The sequence below is a fragment of the Nocardioides sp. NPDC054178 genome (assembly GCF_055585005.1).
This window is the reverse complement of sequence record NZ_JBVJKY010000001.1, coordinates 85,188-103,404: the sequence shown is the minus strand read 5'-3', so window position 1 is coordinate 103,404 and position 18,217 is coordinate 85,188. Positions and strand designations below refer to the sequence as shown.

At 69.3% G+C, this 18,217-nt stretch carries 13 protein-coding genes; 6 read left to right on the top strand and 7 right to left on the bottom strand.

The annotated features are described in order from the left end of the window. Nucleotides 1–111 precede the first annotated feature (111 nt). Nucleotides 112–1,152: a ParB/RepB/Spo0J family partition protein gene (locus tag ACZ6WN_RS00520; RefSeq protein ID WP_465861999.1), complete on the top strand. Its 1,041-nt coding sequence runs from the start codon at nucleotides 112–114 to the stop codon at nucleotides 1,150–1,152. A gap of 152 nt (nucleotides 1,153–1,304) precedes the next feature. On the opposite strand, the gene ACZ6WN_RS00515 is transcribed toward ACZ6WN_RS00520, so the two are convergent. Next, on the bottom strand, nucleotides 1,305–2,621 hold the full coding sequence (locus tag ACZ6WN_RS00515) for an aminotransferase-like domain-containing protein (RefSeq protein ID WP_465861998.1): 1,317 nt from the start codon (nucleotides 2,619–2,621) through the stop codon (nucleotides 1,305–1,307). 67 nt (nucleotides 2,622–2,688) lie between these two features. Here ACZ6WN_RS00515 and ACZ6WN_RS00510 point away from each other — a divergent pair, with 67 nt between their 5' ends. After that, nucleotides 2,689–3,345, top strand: coding sequence for a GNAT family N-acetyltransferase (locus tag ACZ6WN_RS00510; RefSeq protein ID WP_465861996.1), 657 nt, complete (start codon nucleotides 2,689–2,691; stop codon nucleotides 3,343–3,345). A gap of 237 nt (nucleotides 3,346–3,582) precedes the next feature. Here ACZ6WN_RS00510 and trxA read toward each other — a convergent pair whose 3' ends face one another. The 5 genes from trxA to ACZ6WN_RS00485 form a co-directional block, all read right to left on the bottom strand. Next, on the bottom strand, nucleotides 3,583–3,912 hold the full coding sequence (gene trxA / locus ACZ6WN_RS00505; protein ID WP_091044069.1) for a thioredoxin: 330 nt from the start codon (nucleotides 3,910–3,912) through the stop codon (nucleotides 3,583–3,585). Between the two features lie 123 nt (nucleotides 3,913–4,035). After that, nucleotides 4,036–5,010, bottom strand: a complete 975-nt coding sequence (gene trxB / locus ACZ6WN_RS00500) for a thioredoxin-disulfide reductase (RefSeq protein WP_465861995.1) — start codon at nucleotides 5,008–5,010, stop codon at nucleotides 4,036–4,038. A gap of 205 nt (nucleotides 5,011–5,215) precedes the next feature. After that, nucleotides 5,216–6,967 (bottom strand): protein kinase family protein, encoded by a 1,752-nt coding sequence (locus ACZ6WN_RS00495; RefSeq protein WP_465861994.1) that lies wholly within the window; start codon nucleotides 6,965–6,967, stop codon nucleotides 5,216–5,218. A gap of 52 nt (nucleotides 6,968–7,019) precedes the next feature. Continuing rightward, nucleotides 7,020–8,657: a murein biosynthesis integral membrane protein MurJ gene (gene murJ, locus ACZ6WN_RS00490; protein WP_465861993.1), complete on the bottom strand. Its 1,638-nt coding sequence runs from the start codon at nucleotides 8,655–8,657 to the stop codon at nucleotides 7,020–7,022. Next, entirely contained in the window at nucleotides 8,654–10,825 is a 2,172-nt protein-coding gene (locus ACZ6WN_RS00485; protein ID WP_465861992.1) for a DUF6049 family protein, read from the bottom strand. The genes murJ and ACZ6WN_RS00485 overlap by 4 nt, the downstream gene beginning before the upstream one ends. Nucleotides 10,826–10,875: 50 nt before the next feature. Between ACZ6WN_RS00485 and ACZ6WN_RS00480 the strand changes: the two genes are divergently transcribed. From ACZ6WN_RS00480 to ACZ6WN_RS00470, 3 genes are all read left to right on the top strand, one after another. Then, complete coding sequence (locus ACZ6WN_RS00480; RefSeq protein ID WP_465861990.1) at nucleotides 10,876–12,327, top strand: CCA tRNA nucleotidyltransferase; 1,452 nt, start codon at nucleotides 10,876–10,878, stop codon at nucleotides 12,325–12,327. A 117-nt stretch (nucleotides 12,328–12,444) separates the two neighbouring features. Next, nucleotides 12,445–15,507, top strand: coding sequence for a hypothetical protein (locus ACZ6WN_RS00475; RefSeq protein WP_465861989.1), 3,063 nt, complete (start codon nucleotides 12,445–12,447; stop codon nucleotides 15,505–15,507). A gap of 61 nt (nucleotides 15,508–15,568) precedes the next feature. After that, nucleotides 15,569–16,024, top strand: a complete 456-nt coding sequence (locus tag ACZ6WN_RS00470) for an SRPBCC family protein (RefSeq protein ID WP_465861987.1) — start codon at nucleotides 15,569–15,571, stop codon at nucleotides 16,022–16,024. A gap of 16 nt (nucleotides 16,025–16,040) precedes the next feature. On the opposite strand, the gene ACZ6WN_RS00465 is transcribed toward ACZ6WN_RS00470, so the two are convergent. Further along, complete coding sequence (locus tag ACZ6WN_RS00465; protein ID WP_465861986.1) at nucleotides 16,041–17,306, bottom strand: helix-turn-helix domain-containing protein; 1,266 nt, start codon at nucleotides 17,304–17,306, stop codon at nucleotides 16,041–16,043. Between the two features lie 90 nt (nucleotides 17,307–17,396). Between ACZ6WN_RS00465 and ACZ6WN_RS00460 the strand changes: the two genes are divergently transcribed. Beyond that, nucleotides 17,397–18,161: an ABC transporter permease gene (locus ACZ6WN_RS00460; protein ID WP_465861985.1), complete on the top strand. Its 765-nt coding sequence runs from the start codon at nucleotides 17,397–17,399 to the stop codon at nucleotides 18,159–18,161. Nucleotides 18,162–18,217: the final 56 nt, after the last annotated feature.

The following is an 18,217-nucleotide window of genomic DNA, read 5'->3' as shown; positions in this document are numbered from 1 at the left end:
CCGGTGGTCGAGCCTGTCGAGACCACCCGCAAAGCGGACGGAACACCGGTGGTCGAGCTTGTCGAGACCACCCGCAAAGCAGCAAGAATCTGACATGGGGGACATGAAGAAATGAGTAAGCAGCCGCCGAAGCGTGGTCTCGGACGAGGTCTGGGCTCACTGATCCCGACCGCTCCTCCTGCTGGTGGGAACGAGTCGGCGGACAGCGCCCCTGTCCAGCCTGACGTCCGGCATTCGGACCTTTCCGCTGGAGCGACTTCTGGCCCCTCCGTGGACCCCGGGTCCACCGACTCGACGGAAGGCCGCCAGATCCAGAATTCGGATCTGGCGCCCGTCGACGGCGCGTATTTCGCCGAGCTGCCGGTCAAGCAGATCCATCCGAACCACGTGCAGCCTCGTCAGGTCTTCGACGAGGAGGCGATGGCCGAGCTGGTCCACTCGATCGAAGAGATCGGCCTTCTGCAGCCCATCGTCGTCCGGAAAGTCGCGACCGACTCCTACGAGCTGGTCATGGGTGAGCGCCGGTGGCGCGCGACGCAGCAGGCCGGCCTCGATGTCATCCCGGCGATCGTCCGCGAGACCGACGACACCGACATGCTCCGGGACGCGCTCCTGGAGAACCTGCACCGCTCACAGCTGAATCCGCTCGAAGAGGCGGCTGCCTACCAGCAGCTGCTCAACGACTTCGAGTGCACCCACGACGAGCTCGCCCAGCGGATCGGTCGGTCGCGGCCGCAGATCTCCAACACGATCCGGCTGCTGAAGCTGTCTCCGTCGGTCCAGCGCCGGGTCGCCGCCGGCGTGCTCTCGGCGGGTCATGCCCGGGCACTGCTCGCGGTCGACGGCGAGGCGCAGCAGGACAAGCTCGCTCAGAAGGTGGTCGCGGAAGGCATCTCCGTACGCGGCCTCGAGGAGATCGTCGCCCTGGGCGACCCGGACGGCGACGCCTTCGCGACGCCGCGTGTCAGGCGAGCCAAGCCGACGGCTCCTGGGCTCAAGGAGATCTCCGACAAGCTCTCGGACCGCTTCGACACTCGGGTCAAGGTCGATCTGGGCCGCTCCAAGGGGAAGATCACCGTCGAGTTCGCCACGCTGGACGACCTACGCCGCATCGTCGAGCTGATGTCGCCCGCATCCGACGAAGCCGTTTAGCCATCAAGCGCTAAAGCGCTTTGTCGACAAATAGCTAGAGGGATTTCGAGCCGGTCATCGAGCCTGTCGAGATGACGCTCGGTGACGGTCATCGAGCCTGCCGTGATGACCTCGGAAGAGGTCTCCGAGAGGCCCGACCGACGAGAGCCGACCTACTGCGTGTTCGTCGAGGGGTGCTCGGCGCCGCGGATGGGAAGACCAGGGATGGGGCCGGTGGCACCGAACGTCTCCAGGAGCTCCATCTCGGCCTCGATGACACCCGCCAGGCGCCGTACGCCTTCTCGGATCCGCTCCGGGGTGGGATAGCAGTAGGAGATCCGCATCGAGGAGGCGCCGAAGCCGTCGGCGAAGAAGCCGGTGCCGGGGACGAACGCGACGCGCGAGGTGACGGCACGAGGCAGCATCGCCTTGCTGTCGATGCCGGAGGGGAGCGTCAGCCAGACGAAGAAGCCGCCGTCGGGCTTGGTCCAGGTGCACGCCGCGGGCATGTAGTCCTCGAGCGCGTCGAGCATGGCGTCGCGGCGCTCGCGGTACATCTCCCGCATCTCCTTGATCTGACCCTGCCAGTCGTGGTTGGCGAGGTAGGCGGAGACGGCCATCTGGTTGAACGGCGGCGGACAGAGCGTCGCGGACTCCTGGGCCAGGACCAGCTTCTCGCGGATCGCGGAGGGCGCCAGCGCCCAGCCGACCCGCAGGCCGGGGGAGAACGTCTTGGAGAAGGAGCCGAGGTAGATGACACCCGGGTCCTGCGCGCGCATCGCCGGGCGGGGCTCGTCGTCGAAGCCGAGGAGACCGTACGGGTTGTCCTCCAGGACCAGGATGTCGTGGCGCCGGCAGATCTCGAGGATCTCGGTGCGGCGCTCGGGCGTCATGGTGACGCCGGTCGGGTTCTGGAAGTTCGGGATCGTGTAGAGGAACTTCACCTTGCGGCCCGCGGACTTGGTGGACACGATCGCCTGCTCGAGCGCGCTCGGGATCAGGCCGTCGGCGTCGACCTCGGCGTGCACGATGTCGCACTGGTAGCCCTTGAAGACACCGAGAGCCCCGACGTACGAAGGAGCCTCGCAGATCACCACGTCACCGGGGTCGCAGAAGACGCGGGTGACCAGGTCGACGGCCTGCTGGGAGCCGACGGTGACGACGACGTCGTCGGGGTGGGCCTCGATCCCCTCCAGGCGCATCACCTCGCAGATCTGCTCACGCAGAACGGGATCGCCCTGACCGCCGCCGTACTGCAGCGCGGTCGGACCCTGGGTCAGGATCAGGTCCTTGATCGAGTCGCCGACCACGTCCAGCGGGAGGCTGGAGATGTTGGGCATGCCGCCGGCCAGCGAGACGACCTCCGGGCGCGCTGCGACTGCGAAGAGAGCTCGCACCTCCGAGACCGTCATGCCTGCCGTGCGGGCGGCGTAGCGGTCGGCGTAGGGGTCGAGGCGGGATGATGTTGCGCGCTGGGGAAGATCATTCATGGTGTCACCATCATGAAGGATCGCATACGCTGGTGACAGACCCTTAACCGATGAACAAGGGTGAGACATGGCACGCAGGATCCTTCCCCTGACGCTGGACCTCTTCGCCGAGGTCCCGGCGCCGTGCCGCGCCTGTCTGTTCTGGGAGCGCGACCCCGTCGGCCATCGCCGCGTCGACTCCGCGCAGACGATCGGGGTCAAGGAAGCCTGGATCTCCGAGGTGCTCCGCGAGTGGGGATCGTGCGGCCGGGTGGCCGTGGTGGACGGTACGCCGGTGGGCTTCGTGCTCTACGCCCCGCCGGTCTTCGTCCCGCGGGTGGCCTCGTTCCCCTCCGGACCGGTCTCAGCCGATGCCGTCCTGATGACCACGGTGTGGATCGATCCGCGTCGCGCCGGCGGCGGGATCGGCCGGATGCTGGTGCAGGGAATGGCCCGTGACCTGGTGCAACGCGGTCAGTTCCGGGCGATCGAGGCCTTCGGGGACGTGGGGCCCCTGAGCGGCATCCATGGCCGGCGTTGCGCCGCCCCCGCCGACTTCCTCGGCCGGGTCGGGTTCAAGACCCACCGTGACCACCCCACCGTCCCGCGGATGCGGATGGACCTGAAGCAGACGGTCACCTGGATCGACGACTTCGAGTCCGCCTGGGAGCGGCTGCGAGAGGTCGTACGCCCGCGCACCCACCCCTCACCCGCCTCCACCGAGCTGCACCGCGACGGCGAGTGAATGTTTCCCGTGAAACGGTAGCGGTCGTCGAGACCACGATTCCCGCCCGGTGGTCGAGCTTGTCGAGACCACCCGGCCGCAACCAGTGCCACCTGTCTCGAACACGTGCCACGTCGCCCGACGCAAGCGACGCCTCGACCGCCCGCAGCGACGCTTCGCCCGACGGGGTTGACGCCTCGGCAAAATGACGATGGCGCGCCACCGTGACAGTGGCGCGCCATCGGGTGACAGCTGTTGTCAGCCGATGAACTCCTGCAGCTCCTTGAGGAGCGCGGCCTTCGGCTTCGCGCCGACGATGGACTTCACGACCTCGCCGCCCTGGTAGACGTTGATGGTCGGGATGCCGGTGACGCGGTAGGTGGACGGGGTGACCGGGTTCTCGTCGACGTTCATCTTGGTGAAGGTGACCTTGTCACCGTGCTCGCCGGCGAGCTCCTCGAGGATCGGGGAGACCTGGCGGCACGGGCCGCACCACTCGGCCCAGAAGTCGACCAGTACGGGCTTGTCGGACTTCAGAACGGTCGAGTCGAACTCGGCGTCGGTCACGGCGGTCATGTTGTCAGCCACGATGGGTTCCTTCTCGGTAGGGACGGATTTGGGAAGTCTGTGGTCAGAACGCTGGGTCTGCGTTGCGCATTCCCGGGCGCCCGGTCATCGAGCTTGTCGAGATGACCAGGGTAGACGCGGCCATCAGGCCGAGACGGCAGCCGCCTCGGCGTGGGCCTGGTGGGCGAGGAACTTCTCCGCGTCGAGCGCGGCCTGGCAGCCGGTGCCGGCGGCGGTGATCGCCTGCCGGTAGACGTGGTCGACCAGGTCACCGGCGGCGAAGACGCCCTCGATGTTGGTGGCCGTGGAGCCGTCCTTGGTCAGGACGTAGCCCTCGTCGTCGAGGTCGACCTGGCCCACGAGCAGCTCGGACCGCGGGATGTGGCCGATCGCGATGAACAGGCCGGCGCACTCGAGCTCGCGCAGTTCGCCGGTCTTGGTGTCCTTGACCGTGATGCTCTCCACGGTGTGCTCGCCGTTGATGGACTCGACCACGGAGTTCCAGGCGATGTCGAGCTTCGGGTCCGCGAAGGCGCGCTCCTGCATGATCTTGGAGGCGCGCAGCTCGTCGCGGCGTACGAGCAGGGTGACCGAGGAGCCGAAGCGGGTCAGGAAGAGGGCCTCCTCCAGGGCGGAGTCACCGCCACCGACGACCACGATGGGCTTCTGGCGGAAGAAGAAGCCGTCGCAGGTCGCACACCAGGAGACGCCCTTGCCGGAGAGCTCGTCCTCGCGGGGCAGGCCGAGCTTCTTGTAGCCCGAGCCGGTGGCGAGGATGACGGATTTCGCGTAGTGGGTGTCGGTCGCGGTCTTGACGATCTTGACCGGCCCGGTGAGGTCCATCTCGACGACGTCGTCGGGCTCGAGCTCGGCACCGAAGCGCTCGGCCTGGGCACGCATGTTGTCCATCAGCTCCGGGCCCATGATGCCGTCACGGAAACCGGGGAAGTTCTCCACCTCGGTCGTGTTCATCAGCGCACCGCCGGCGGTCACCGACCCCTCGAAGACGAGCGGCTGCAGTCCGGCGCGGGCGCTGTAGACCGCTGCGGTGTAGCCCGACGGGCCGGAACCCACGACGATCACGTTGCGGGGGTCGGTCGGGGACGACGGGGTCGGCATCAATGGCTCCTCAGGTGTGGCTGGCGAACTGCACAACAGATCGTAGGCCACGTACATTCCAAGGCCCTGAACGCCGAGACGTCACCCGCGTCGGCCGAGGCGTCACGTACGTCGGTCGAAGCGGCACCGGTGTGACATTTCGGGCGACGGGAGCGACTTCTCGGCCGACGTAGCTGACGCCTCGGCCGACGGGACCGACGCTTCGTCAGGAGACGGGGGTGCCGAGGACCTGGACTTCCTTGACCTCGGCTCGATAGCCGCCGTCGACCTGGGGAAGACCGGTCATCCACACGAGTACGTAGCTGCCCTCGGGGGCGTCGTCGACCTTGATCTCGCCCTCGGTGCCGACGCTGCCCGTCGCGGCGGGGGCGCCGCTGGGATCATCGCTCCACGGGGAGTCACCGACGTAGATCTCGATCTCGGTGGGCTCCCCGATCATGTTGAACTTCAGGGAGTCGATGGCGTACTCGCCCTTGAGGTTGAGCACCAGGCCGATGCCGGGCTTGAGGGAACGGGGGTTGTCGGCCGGGTCACCGATCTGGTCGTTGTAGCGGGACGTACGCCAGGCCAGACCCTTCGTGTCCCCGTCGACCACGTAGTCGACGAGGTCAGGCGTCTCGGTGGGCGGGTCGCCGTGGGGGTCGAGGTCCTTGGCGGTGATGCCCTTGATGGGGGTCGGCTTGGCCTCGGCCGTGGTGTCGCCGCCGTTGTTGCCGGTGCCGGGGTTCTCGGCGGTCGTGTTGGGGTCGTCGCTGACGATGTTCCAGGCGATCGAGCCGGCGATGAGGACCAGGACCACCAGGCCGACGCCCATGGCGATGCGGAGCCAGTTGGCACCGGGCTTCTGGTTGTAGTCCGGCTCTTCGGCGATCGGTACGTTGGCGCCGGTCCAGGGGCCCTGCCAGCCGTTGTAGGAGGCATCCGGGGCGACCGGACGGCGGGCGGCGGCCGGAGGCGCCTGCTGGGGGCGCTGCGGCGGTACGTAGCCCGGGGTCTCGTCGGCGAACAGCGGCTTCGACGGGGTCGGGTCCTGCATCGGCGGCGGGGAGGACGGACGCTGGCGCTGGGGACGTACGGCGTCGGGGGCCACGCCGATGGCGTTCGACGCAGCCCGTGCCTCGGCCGGCTCGGCCTGGGTCGGCGCAGCCATCGCCTGGGTCTCCTCGTCGACCGCCGAGGGCCGGTTGAGCGGCGCGGTCGGCTCACCGGAGAAGCCCGCGAGCGCCGAGTGCAGCTCGGCCGCGGTCAGCGGCGGCATGTCGGCGCCGCTGCCCAGCACCCGGTCGCACAGGTCGTCGAGCGGCCGCGGCACCCCGGCGCGTACCTGCCGGGGACGGAGCACGCGGCCGTGGTCGCGCGGCGCGGGAGGCATCGAGGACAGCGTCTCGCCGGCCCACTTGCCGGTCAGCGCGGCGTAGAGGACGCCGACGGCGTCGACGCGGTCGCGGCGCTGGGAGTCACGCGTGTCGGGGTCGATCCCGTGCAGCGCGGCGTCGACACCGAAGCCGATGACGCGCACCGCACCGAGGTCGTCGAGCAGCACGGCCTCGGGGTTGAGCCGGCCGTGGGCATGGCCCTGGTCGTGGGCCAGGACCAGCAGGTCGGCCACCTCGGAGGCGATCCAGGCGGCCTGCTGCGGCGGCAGCGGGCCACCGGCGGCCAGCGCGTTCTCGAGCGAGGCGCCCTCGCCCCACTCGTTGACGACGTACGCCACCTGGTCGGTCTGGGCGGCGTCGAGGACGCGCAGCATCCGGGGGTCACCGACGGCAGCGGAGTTGCGGGCCGCGGCCATCAGGCGCGGCGCACGCTCGTCGCGGGCGTCGAGGACGTGCACGGCAACCGGGCGGCCGAGCACCGCGTCCTGGGCGCGCCAGAAGCGTCCCTCACGGGACTCGCTCAGCAGATCCGTCAGCTGGTATCTGCCGGCGAGGACGTCGCCTGATTGCGTGAACTCCATATCGGACCCATTCTTTCAGACCTTGCCAGACAGTGATGAGGCTGTCCGATGGTCAACGGCGCAGCCGTCGGGCAACCTGTTGCACCATCGTGGTCAGCTCCTTGACCTGGGCAGCCTGCGCCCCGAGGAGCAGCATGCCGAGATGCAGCGCCCCGACGATAGCGGCCCCGATCAAGGCCAGCACCATCGTCGGCTCGTCGTTGATCATGCCCAGTGCCGTACGCAGCAGCCAGGCGGCGGCGGCCGCGACCACCGTCACCATGACCAGGCGAGCGAGGAAGCCGAGCAGGCCGCGACCGTCCAGGTCGCCGAGGGTGCGCTTGAGCACGACGTACGAGACGACGGAGCCGACCAGGTAGGACAGCGTGTAGGCGCCGGCGAGGGCCGGGGCGGTGTATTCCGCCGGCAACGCCCGGGTCAGCAGCAGCGCGGCGACGATGTTGGTGCTGGCGACCGAGCACTGGATGAAGAAGACGGTGCGGTTCTGCTCCAGCGAGTAGAAGCCGCGCAGCAGCAGGTAGTGGATCGTGAAGAAGACCAGCCCGGCCGCGAAGACCGTCAGCGTCGGTGCGTAGTCCTTGAACGCGTCGGCACCGGCGCCGTAGCCGAACAGGAGGTGGGCGATGTCCTCGGAGAGCACCGGGATCAGCGCGGCGATCGGGACCACGATGGCGAGCGCGTTGCGCAGCTGGTGCGACAGCGTACGTCCCAGCTCGGGCAGCTCGCCGGCGGCGCCGTGGCGCGAGAGCAGCGGCAGGATCGCCGTCGCCAGCGAGACGGTGATGATCGAGTGGGGCACCTGGGTGACCAGGAAGCTGTTGGAGTAGACCGTGTAGCCGGTGCCTTCCGCGGCCACACCGGTCGACGCGAGCCGCGTCACGATCGTGTAGGCGATCTGGTTCACGACCACGAAGAGCACCGTCCACATGCCCAGCTTGGCGGTCTGCGAGAGCCCCGCGCCGCGGAAGTCGAAGCGGGGACGGAAGCGTACGCCGGCCTTGTGCAGGACCGGCAGGAGCAGCGCAAACTGAAGAACGATGCCGAGCGTCGAGCCCAGGCCCAGCAGAATCTCCTGGCCGGTGGTGAAGCCACCGACGGCAGAGGGGCCGAAGACGACCAGGTAGATCACCAGGGTCGAGATCGCGATGATGTTGTTGGCGATCGGGGCCCACATCATCGGGCCGAAGCTGCCGCGGGCGTTGAGCACCTGCCCGACCAGCACGAACATCCCGTAGAAGAAGACCTGGGGCAGGCACCAGCGGGCGAAGTCGATGGCCGACTCGAGCTGGGCCTCGTGATCCGCGTTGTACCAGTCGGCGCCGAGGTAGAGGCGCATCAGCAGCGGCGCACCGAGCACGAGGAGGATCGTGACGGCGCCGAGGAAGAGCCCGGCGAGCGTGATGATCCGGTCGGTGTAGGCCGCCCCGCCGTCCTCGTCGTTCTTCTGCGCCTTCACCAGCTGCGGCACGAGCACGGCGTTGAAGACGCCGCCCGCCAACAGGATGTAGAGCATGTTGGGGACGGTGTTGGCGATGTTGAAGACGTCGGCGTGCATCCCGGAGCCCAAGGCCGCGACCAACAGGGCGGATCGGAGGAAGCCGCTGAGTCGGGAGAACGTCGTCCCCGCGGCCATCACCGCACTGTTGGCCAGGACCGAGCTTCCGCCGGACTTCTGCTCGGTGGCTGTCACATCGCTCCTGACGTACGTGCTTTCTTGGCCTTCATGATGCGCCGGGTGAGTCGCACGGCGATCGCCGCGAAGAGTAGCGCGCAGCCGGTGCCGACGAACCACCAGATCACTCCGCTCACCTGAGAGGGGCGGATCGGGACGGAGGCGTGGGCGCCCAGCGGGTTGCCCTTGGTGTCGGTGACGACGATCAGGGCGGTGTGGGTGCCGGTGTCGCGCATGCTCGCGGCGAGGTTGAAGCTGGCCTTGGAGTTGGCGTCGAGCTGGACGGGCTCGGAGGTCGCGACCCGCAGCGACTCGTCGGTGATCGCGTCCAGCCGCACCGTGACGGGCTCGTCGAGCTCGTTGCTCAGGGTGACCTGGAACTCGCCACCCTTCATGCTGGAGAGGATCACCTTCGGCGGTACGGCCACGGTGATCGAGCTCAGCTCGGAGCTGACCTCGTTCAGCGCGTCGGCGGCCGGGTCGGCGTCGCCCTTGCGGGCGGAGTAGGAGGTCGTGGTCAGGGCCTCGTTGGTGATGTCGGAGGCGACCTCGTCGTTGTGGGTCAGGATCCGCTGCAGCATCTCGCCGGCGCCGATGAGATCGTTGGCCGTCCCGATCCGGTCGGCGGAGATCTCGGCCTTCATCTCACGGCGGGGGTAGCGGAGCTTGTCGGCGGTGATCGACGTCGCCTTCTGCCCGGCGACGGCCTCGGTCAGGGTCGAGGACGATATCCAGGCGGCCTTCTTCCACGGGGCGACGAACGAGGCAGCGCTCTGCGGAGGGTGCCAGCCGTCGGGGAGGACCGCGATGAGCGGCTTGCCGGAGCCGCGGAGCAGGGCAGCCTCGGAGACGAGACGCTGCCGCACCGAGATCGCGTCGATGGGGTCGTTGGGTCCCGGCCCGCCGGCGGCGGCACCGGACGAGGTCACGATCATCTGGTGACCGTCGAGGTCGGCGATGACCGGCGTGCTGCCGCGGAACATCTTGTCGCTGACCAGGTTGACCGCACCCGGTTCGAGCAGGTTGACCGCGGCGCGGTCGAGGTAGCCGGTCGGCGGAGCGACGGCGGAGGTCGCCTTGATGCCGAGCTCGGCGAGCGCCTGGGCGGTGTGCTCACGCGCGGTGGCCAGCAGGTCGGGGTCGGTCGTGGCGAGCGCGGACAGGTCCGGATCGGCGTAGGGGAGGGCGATGAGGTCGTGGCCGGCGAGCGCGTCCTCGAGGCGGCTCAGCCAGACCGTCGCGGCCTGCTGCGCGGCAGCGGCCTCCTCGTCGATCGTCTCCTCGGCATCGGTGTCGGTGCTGGCCGAGGGGCTCGGCAGCAGCGCGGAGGCAGAGGGCGACGCGCTCTGGCTCCCGCTCTCCTCCGGCTCGTCCTCACCGTCGGTCGGCCCGAGGTTGCGCGCCGGGTTGCCCTCGGCGAGGTTGCGTACGGCATCGATCAGCGCGGGGTCGATCGCCCAGGTCAGGTCGGGCATCTCGGCGCCGGTCTCGAGCATCCGGAAGAGCCGCCCGCCGGCGCCCAGGTCCCGGGTCCAGCCCGGGAGGTAGTTCACGCTGCCGTCGGCGTTGTAGACCACGCTGCGGCGCAGCGGCATGACCAGCGAGACCTTCTCGGCCTTGGCCCGCTTGTTGGGCTCCTTGACCAGCGGAAGGAACGTGCGCGCCCGGCCGTCGGCGGTGGTGGGCGTGGTCGCCCCCAGCGCGTGGACCCCGAACCAGTAGACGCCGGGCTGGGTGACCTGCAGGAGCTTGCGCGGCACCGTCAGCGACCAGGAGTACGTCTCGCCGGGCGCCAGGTCGGGGATCGTCGCGTACGCCCCCTCGGCCACGATCCGCTCGCCGACCAGCGCGTCGGCGGGCATCTCGGCCGCCTCGGCCAGCTCCTCGGAGGTGGTCATCGGCGTGTCGCCGACGAACGGGTAGACCTTGACGCCGCTCCACTCCTCGTCGGTGGTGTTCACGACCTTGCCGCGTACGTTGATCCGACCCTTGGTGCGGCCGTCGAGGCTGACCGTGTCGAGCTGGTCGATGCTCACCGTGAGCGGATCGGTCTCGGCGGCCTCCTCGTCGGCCTGCGCGGGCGCCGGAAGCAGCAGCAGAAGGGGTGCCAGCAGCGTCAGGACGAGTGCGGCGGTGACTCGCCCACGTGGCCGTGGCGGCCTCGCCTGATGCTGGCGGACTGGCATGACTTCGAGAATATCTTTCAGGGGGTGCGGTCCTCGTAGACTGCGGCGTTGTGTCCGACAGCCAGCTTCCCCCGATCAGCGTCGCCGATGTTCAGCGATCGGTGACTGCTGAACTGGACCGTATCGCACCGGTGATCGACTCCCTAGGTGAGGTCTTCGCTCGATCGGGCTTCGAGCTGGCGCTGGTGGGCGGCCCCGTCCGCGACGCGATGCTCGGCCGTCCGCACAACGACCTCGACTTCGCGACCTCGGCCCGCCCCGAGGAGACCGAGAAGATCCTGCGTACGTGGGGCGAGGCGCTGTGGGACATGGGCCGCGACTTCGGCACCATCGGCACCCGCAAGGGCCCGTGGCAGATCGAGGTCACCACCTACCGGTCCGAGGCCTACGCGGCCGACTCGCGCAAGCCGGCGGTGGCCTACGGCACGTCGCTGGCCGACGATCTCGTACGCCGCGACTTCACCGTCAACGCGATGGCGGTGCGGCTGCCGGGCCGTGAGGTCGTCGACCTCTACGGCGGTGTCGTCGACCTGGCGACCCGGGTGCTGCGTACGCCGGGGACACCGGAGGCGTCCTTCTCCGACGACCCGCTGCGGATGATGCGGGCGGCGCGGTTCGCCGCCCAGCTCGGTTTCACGGTCGCGCCCGAGGTCGTCGCCGCGATGAAGGACATGGCCTCGAGGATCTCGATCATCTCCGCCGAGCGGGTCCGCGACGAGCTGGTGAAGCTGATCTGCGCGCCCTACCCGCGCCGGGGCCTCTCGCTGCTTGTCGAGACGGGGCTGGCCGACCTGGTGCTGCCCGAGCTGACCGCGCTGCGGATGGAGCGCGACGAGCACAACCGGCACAAGGACGTCTACGAGCACACCCTGACCGTGCTCGAGCAGTCGATCGACCAGGAGGCGCGCCTCGGCGGCGGGCCCGACTTCGTGTCGCGCTTCGCAGCGCTGATGCACGACGTGGGCAAGCCCCGCACCCGCAAGTTCCACGACGACGGCACCGTCTCGTTCCACCACCACGACGTCGTCGGCGCCAAGATGACCCGCAAGCGGATGAAGGCGCTGCGCTTCTCCAACGACGAGATCGAGGCGGTCTCCTCGCTCGTCGAGCTGCACCTGCGCTTCCACGGCTACGGCGACGGGGAGTGGACCGACTCCGCGGTGCGCCGTTACGTGCGGGATGCCGGCGACCAGCTCGAGCGGCTCCACATCCTCACCCGCGCCGACTGCACCACCCGCAACCGCCGCAAGGCCGACCGCCTCGCCCGCACCTACGACGCCCTCGAGGCCCGCATCGAGCGGATCTCCGAGGAGGAGGAGCTCGCCGCCCTCCGCCCCGCGCTCGACGGCAACCAGATCATGTCGCTGCTGGGGATCTCGCCGGGTCGTGATGTCGGGGCTGCGTACAAGTTCCTCATGGACCTGCGTCTCGACGAGGGCGTCCTCTCCGAGGACGAGGCCGCCAAGCGGCTCCTCGACTGGTGGTCCGAGCGCTCCGCATAGCCCTTTCGGGCTATGTCGCTCGTCATGGTTGGGTCTTAACGTAAACCCGCGCGTCGTGAGGCTGTCCGGCGCTGCGTGAGCCCTTCGGCTCGCCCCCACCGAGCTCGAAAGTCTTCCATGCGTCTTCTCTCCCCGGCGTACGTCGTCGGTGGTCTCCTCATGGCCGGCCTGATGACCGTCGGGCTCGCCTCCGCCAGCGCTGCGGACACGGAGACCCCCGTCTGCAACGGTCTTCCGGTCACGATCGACCTCAATGCAGCGGACGCCGCCACCGAGGGCGCGGACGTCATCCTCGGTACGCCCGGGGACGACACGATCAACGGGCTCGGCGGGAACGACACCATCTGCGGTGGCGAGGGTGACGATCGGCTGTTCGGCGAGGACGGTGACGACTCGCTTTTCGGTGGTGCCGGCAACGACAGCATCGGCGACGGCGTGATCGAGGCGTGCGATGTCGATGACAACCTCTACGCGGGTGGCGCCGGTGACGACTCCATCCAGGTGACCTGCCACAGCCTGAACGGGGTGACCCACACTGTTCTGCCCGGCGCTGGAAATGACACTGTGACCTGGCCGTACGCCGGTGACGAGATCGGTGCCGACACCAACTACCTGTCGTACGCGGATGTCGCCGGCCCGGTCGAGATCGATCTGAACCCGGTCGAGGTCGACGGCCGCATGGTCGTCAAGGTGACCGGCGGGGCCGGCACCGACATCATCCGCGCCGCGCGCGACGGCGCCGCGCCCCGCGTACGTTTCGTGATCGGCAGCCAGGGCGACGACACGATCATCGGGACCGATCTGGTCGAAGCGCCGGGCTCGTGGAAGGCGGTCGAGACGCTCAACGGCGGACCTGGCGCGGACACTATCCACGGCGGCGCGGGGCGAGACTTTCTCAGCGGCGGCGCCGGGGCAGATCGTCTCCACGGCGGTGCGGGCGGAGACGTGCTCAACGAGAACGGCCTGGGGGACGGGCACGCATTCGACCAGGAGGTGGCCGACGACCAGCTCTTCGGCGGAGCGGGCGACGACGAGGCGTACGTGGGCATGGGCGATGACGTCCTCGATCTCGGCGACGGTGACGACCAGATCACCTACGCGTCCTCGCCCGTGGCCGTGACGGTCTCGTTGGCGACGGCCACCGCTCAGGACACCGGTCTGGGGAGCGACACGATCTCCGGGACGGAGACCCTGATCGGTTCCCGCTTCGCGGACACTCTCGCTGCAGGTCCCAGCGGGTCGACCCTCGCCGGTGGCGAAGGAATGGATCAGCTCAGAGGTGGACCGGGAGACGACACCTTCAACGACGTGGAGGCGTCGATCTCGTATGCGGCTGCGCCTGGCCCGATCACGATGACGCCGAGCTCCTTCGGGCAGAACCAGATGACCGTCGTCGGGCAGGGGACCGACACGTTCGGCGTGGGGTCCACCGACGGTCATGAGTGGAGCCTGGTCGGGTCGGCGTACGACGACGTCGTCGAGGCCGGATTCTTCTGTGACGTGGCCGGCGGCGACGGCGACGATCGGTTCATCGCCGGGCAGCGCCTCTACTGCGACGAGTACTCCATCTCCGGAGGAGAAGGCGACGACCTCCTCGAGTTCCAGGTCGACGACTACCGGGTGAACTACTGGTCTGAGAGGTTCGACGGTGGTCCTGGCACGGACATGGCTTCGTTCGCGAAGGTCTCGGGGTGGGTCGAGTACACGGTCCCGGCCGGCGTGGAAGGCGTCATCGGTTCAGCTGGTTACGACCGCCTCTACGGAGACGCGCGGGCGAACCGGATCGACGGTGGCCCTGGGAACGACCATGTCCTCGGCGGTGCCGGAGACGATGTGATCGACGGCGGCGCAGGCGACGACACCGTCGGCGGAGAGGCCGGAGACGACTCGATCATCGGATCGTCCGGACTCGATTCGCTCGACGGAGGCGACGGCAACGACCGTGTCGACGGTGGGGCCGACGCCGACACCGTACGCGGCGGCATCGGCGACAACACCCTGATCGGTGGGCTCGGCAACGACCTCTTGGAGGGCGGCGCGGCCAGGGACTCCATCTCCGGCGGCGACGGGAACGACACCGTGAGGTCCGGTGCGGGCAATGACAGCATCGACCTGGGAGTGGGCAACGACATCGTCTACGCGGGCGACGGCAACGACACCGTCACGGCCGGGGCCGGGAACGACGTCATCCACGGTGAGGCCGGTGACGACCGGCTCGATGTCGGCGCCGGTGTCGATCAGGCGAGGGCCGGTGACGGCAACGACACGATCGTGGGCGCGCCCGTTGCCCGAGGAGAGTACGGCGACGACGTGTTCGGCGGCAGCGGCAGGGACACGGTCACCTACGCCGCGGCGAAGGCCGGTGCTCGGGCCTGGATGCCGGCCAGCTACTACAGCCAGACCGTCGACCACCTCGCCGAGGTCGAGGCGGTCACCGGGAGCCGTTATGCCGACGACCTCCGGGGCGGTAGCTCGGCGAACACGATCTCTGGCGGCGCAGGCAACGACCACCTCGAGGGGCTGGGCGGCAACGACGTACTTACGGGTGGTGACGGCAACGACACGATCGACCCCGGTGCAGGCGATGACACCGTGATCGGGTCCGGTGGCACGGACACCGTGGCCTACGCCAGCGCGTCCCGCACGGGGGTCCGCGTCACGCTTGCCACGACGTCGTCGCAGAACACCGGTGGATCCGGCTACGACCGGATCAGCACGGTCGAGAACCTGACGGGCTCGTCCGTGGCGGACGTGCTCACGGGCTCCTCGGGCGCGAACGTCATCAACGGGTCGTACGGGAACGACACGATCAGCGGTGGCTCGGGCGCCGACCGCCTGATCGGCGGGGCGGGCACGGACACCGTGACGTACGCCTCCGCCGGTGGTCGCGTCACCGCCTCCCTGACACGTGCGAGCGGCGGTGCCGGCACCGACACCTCGAGCGGCTTCGAGAACCTCACCGGCAGCCGCTACGACGACAGGCTCGAGGGGAACGGCTCCAGGAACGTGCTCCAGGGCGGCGGCGGTCGCGACGTCCTCTACGGCTACGGCGCCGACGACCGCCTCTACGGCGGGAGCGGGCCGGACAGGCTCCACGGCGGATCAGGCAGGGACTACGGCAACGGTGGCGCGGGCACCGACACCTCGACCTCGATCGAGACCAAGGTCAGCCTCGGCTGAGGTTGGTTGACATCTGGGCGACTACTGTCCATCGAGCCATACTGACGGTACGGTTCCGGGCATGACGACGATCACAGATCTCGAGGCAACGACCACCATCAACGCCACGCCGGCCCAGGTGTGGGCTGCGATCACGGACCTTCCGCGGATGTCCTCGTGGAGCCCGCAGGTGGTGAAGACGGTCGTGTTCGGGCAGGTCAAGAAGGGGACGCGGTTCCTCAACATCAACCACCAGGGCTGGAAGCACTGGCCGACCAACGCCAAGGTCGTACGTTTCACCCCGCACTCCGACTTCGCCTTCCGGATCACCGAGAACACCACGGTGTGGTCCTACCAGCTCGCGGAGACCGCCGACGGGACCGTCGTGACCCACCGCCGCGAGACCCCGACCGGCATCTCCGCGCTCTCGCGCTCCCTGACGAAGGTCGCGTTCGGCGGTCAGGAGAACTTCACCAAGGAGCTGCGTACGGGCATGGCGACCACGCTCGCCAAGCTCAAGGCCGACCTCGAGGGCTGAGCGACACGCCGAGGCGTCAGGCCCCTGCCTTGGTCCAGCGGTAGACGCTGCTGGTGGAGACGCCGAGCCGCGCGGCCACGTCGGGGACCCGGGCGCCGGCGTCGACGAGGAGCCGGGAGGCCTCGGCCTTGTCGTCGGGGAGATTCGCCATCAGCTCCGCGATCTCGTCGGGAAAGATGTCGGGGTAGTCCATGGCCGGCTCGGGGTCGGGGATGTTCTCCGGGAACGGGATCCGGTCGAGGAGCTGAGCGTCGGCGTCGGAGAGCTTGGTGGTCGCGCGACCGTTGCTGAACTCCGGCGTCATCCCGGCGGCGGAGCGCGCGGCCTCGCTCACCCGGCTCGAGACGCGGCGGCGGGTGTCGGGGGTCGCGAGGGCTGACGCCATCTCGCGCGTCCGGGTCTCCCGCGACGGCGTCACCTCGCGGGGTACGTCGGTGACCGAGTCGGAGACGGTGTCGGTGGTCCTGTCGAACGGGATGTCGGCGGGCGCCTCGATGGCACGGTCGGCAGCGGGAGCGGTCGTGAGGTGCGGGACCTGCTGCACCACCGGCACGCTCAGCGCCTCGTGCACGTCGGGCAGGGTGATCGGCAGCCGGTCGGCCTGGCGGGTGCCCTCGGCGACCGCGGCGAAGGCGTCGACCCACTGGGTGATCTGGTCGCGCATCGCACCGGGGGCGACCGACCGCAGCGCCACCGCCTCGGCGCGCCAGTAGCGCTTCTGCGCCCGCTCGAGCTTCCGGCGCGACCTGGCCGTACGCTTCCGCACCGCCGTGTCGCGAGCCCGGCGCCACTCGACGCGGGTGGCCAGGAGGGCATGCATCCGGGCGCCCATCCGCAGGTCGGACCAGGAGCGTTCCATGGCCAGGTGGCGGTCGCCGACGAGCGCCAGGTGCCACATCAGGGCGGCCAGGAGCGGGACGATGAACCGGAACGCCGCGGCGGTGGCGGCGTGGCCGAGGTGGATCTCGTGCCAGCCGGCGAAGAACCCGGACGCGGCCGACAGCAGCCACGTCAGGGTCAGCAGGGTCTGCGCCGGCCGGTCCTGCTGGGCCGCCTCGCGGGCCATCAGCGCCACGGTCACCAGCGAGAGCTCGAAGACACCGGCGAAGGCGTAGGCGTTGATCGCGCCCATGGCGAGCACGTCCCGCCCGAAGCCGACCATGGCGACGTACGCGGCAGCCGTCGAGATCAGCGCGACCGAGACGGCGCCGAAGAGGATGAGGCCGCGTCCGCTTCCGGTGGCGCCCTTGCCGGTCGGGGTCGTGTCGTTGTCGGGACGCATCGTGGGGTTCTCCCGGGCTGAGGCGGTCGATCGTTCGGGCCCGGAGTCTAGGGGATGGAACACGTGTTCGAGATGTCCGTGGATGGAGTGTTGACAAACCCGGCCGAAATTCGGCCGCAGAGCCCGACGGGGCAGGGCCTCGGTCTGCAGGGCACGCAGCTGCCGACGTCCGTGGACATGAAGGGCCAGGGGCTGTCGGTGACCGCGACGATCGTCGGCGTGACGAGCCCGCGCGGCTACGGCACGCCCCGCGCGTTCATGCTGGCCGACTCGCTCGAGCACTGGCAGACCGGAGCACCCATGGACGCCAGCTATGAGATGTGGGTGCCGATCGAGGGCGCCGACGAGCTCGCCGGAGAGATCGGCGCAGCGATGCGCGCGGAGCTCCCGGGACTTCAGGTCGACGCCCAGCGCGACGACTACATGGCGTGGGGCGGTGAGGACCCGATCGGCCCGATCAAGTGGGTGATCATCGGGATCGCCGGGATCATCCTGCTCCTCGGCGCCCTGAGTCTGCTCAACATCGCGCTGGTGACCATCCAGCAGCGGATCCGGGAGATCGGGATCCGGCGCAGCTTCGGCGCGACCACCGGGCGGGTGTTCTTCTCGGTGCTGATGGAGAGCGTCGTGGCCACCGTCGTCGCGGGTGTGATCGGCGTGCTCCTGGCCGTGGCCGCGATCAAGAACCCGTTGGTGGAGAAGTACGTCCTCGAGGGCATCGACGACGTCCCGCCGTTCCCGCTCTCGGCTGCCCTGCTGGGCCTCGCCGTCGCCTTGGCGGTCGGCGCGGTCGCCGGCATCCTCCCGGCGATGATCGCCGCGCGGGTCAGGATCATCGACGCGATCCGCTTCTGAGGAGCGCTCCGGGGGAGTCGAGGGGACGGTCGGGGTAGTCCGGTAGCGAACTGTCT

What these genes read in the sequence shown, in the direction of transcription:
- ACZ6WN_RS00465 (WP_465861986.1), bottom strand. Translation starts at nt 17,306, where the DNA reads ATGCGTCCCGACAACGACACGACCCCGACCGGCAAGGGCGCCACCGGA.
- ACZ6WN_RS00475 (WP_465861989.1), top strand. Translation starts at nt 12,445, where the DNA reads ATGCGTCTTCTCTCCCCGGCGTACGTCGTCGGTGGTCTCCTCATGGCC.
- trxB (WP_465861995.1), bottom strand. Translation starts at nt 5,010, where the DNA reads ATGCCGACCCCGTCGTCCCCGACCGACCCCCGCAACGTGATCGTCGTG.
- ACZ6WN_RS00520 (WP_465861999.1), top strand. Translation starts at nt 112, where the DNA reads ATGAGTAAGCAGCCGCCGAAGCGTGGTCTCGGACGAGGTCTGGGCTCA.
- ACZ6WN_RS00495 (WP_465861994.1), bottom strand. Translation starts at nt 6,967, where the DNA reads ATGGAGTTCACGCAATCAGGCGACGTCCTCGCCGGCAGATACCAGCTG.
- ACZ6WN_RS00515 (WP_465861998.1), bottom strand. Translation starts at nt 2,621, where the DNA reads ATGAATGATCTTCCCCAGCGCGCAACATCATCCCGCCTCGACCCCTAC.
- ACZ6WN_RS00470 (WP_465861987.1), top strand. Translation starts at nt 15,569, where the DNA reads ATGACGACGATCACAGATCTCGAGGCAACGACCACCATCAACGCCACG.
- ACZ6WN_RS00485 (WP_465861992.1), bottom strand. Translation starts at nt 10,825, where the DNA reads ATGCCAGTCCGCCAGCATCAGGCGAGGCCGCCACGGCCACGTGGGCGA.
- ACZ6WN_RS00510 (WP_465861996.1), top strand. Translation starts at nt 2,689, where the DNA reads ATGGCACGCAGGATCCTTCCCCTGACGCTGGACCTCTTCGCCGAGGTC.